1 pseudogene is annotated in these 593 nt (G+C 74.9%); it reads right to left on the bottom strand.

From position 1 onward, the window contains the following. Positions 1-593 (bottom strand): annotated as a pseudogene (locus CCN33_RS30330) (hypothetical protein); the annotation flags it as partial.

Genomic DNA, 593 nt, shown 5'->3' with positions numbered 1-593 from the left:
CTCCGGTGGCGGAGCGCCCGCCTGCCGGGCCTCGTTGACCGCGAGGAGCCGCCGCTCGGTCTCCTGCGCGGCCCACTCGAGACCGGTCACCGCCCCGGCCGGCGCGCACTCCACGGCGAGCACGCCCTCCCGGCCGATCAGGCAGGAGTACTCGCCGGTGCCGCCGCCGTCCACGATCATCACGTCGCCGTGCCGCAGCGCCTGGAGGGCGATGGAGCGCACCAGCGTTGACGTGCCGCTGCCGGGCTGGCCCATGATCAGCAGATGCGGCTCCGGCGCGCGGCTGCCGGTGCGCCAGACCACCGGGGGCATGTCACACCGCTCCTCGCCGTAGGAGAGCGGGAGGGTGCGCTGGACCTCGTCGGGGTCGGTGAAGCCGAGCACCGTCTCACCCGGCGCGGTGACGAAGTGCTGGGCGGTGATGCCGGTCGGCAGGGCGGCGAGGACGCTCAGCGTGAGCCGGTTGCCCTCCTCCTCCCAGGTGAAGCGGTACTCCCGGCCCCGGCCCGCCTTGGCGGTCAGCAGCCGCTCGACCCGCGCGCGGGACTCCGGGTCGCCGTCCGGGAAGTACGCCGGATACCGGATGACGACGC

It is taken from the genome of Streptomyces recifensis (genome assembly GCF_002154615.1).
Taxonomy (GTDB): domain Bacteria; phylum Actinomycetota; class Actinomycetes; order Streptomycetales; family Streptomycetaceae; genus Streptomyces; species Streptomyces griseoluteus.
Note: the sequence above shows the minus strand (reverse complement) of the source record. Positions and strands in the feature narration are given on the sequence as shown.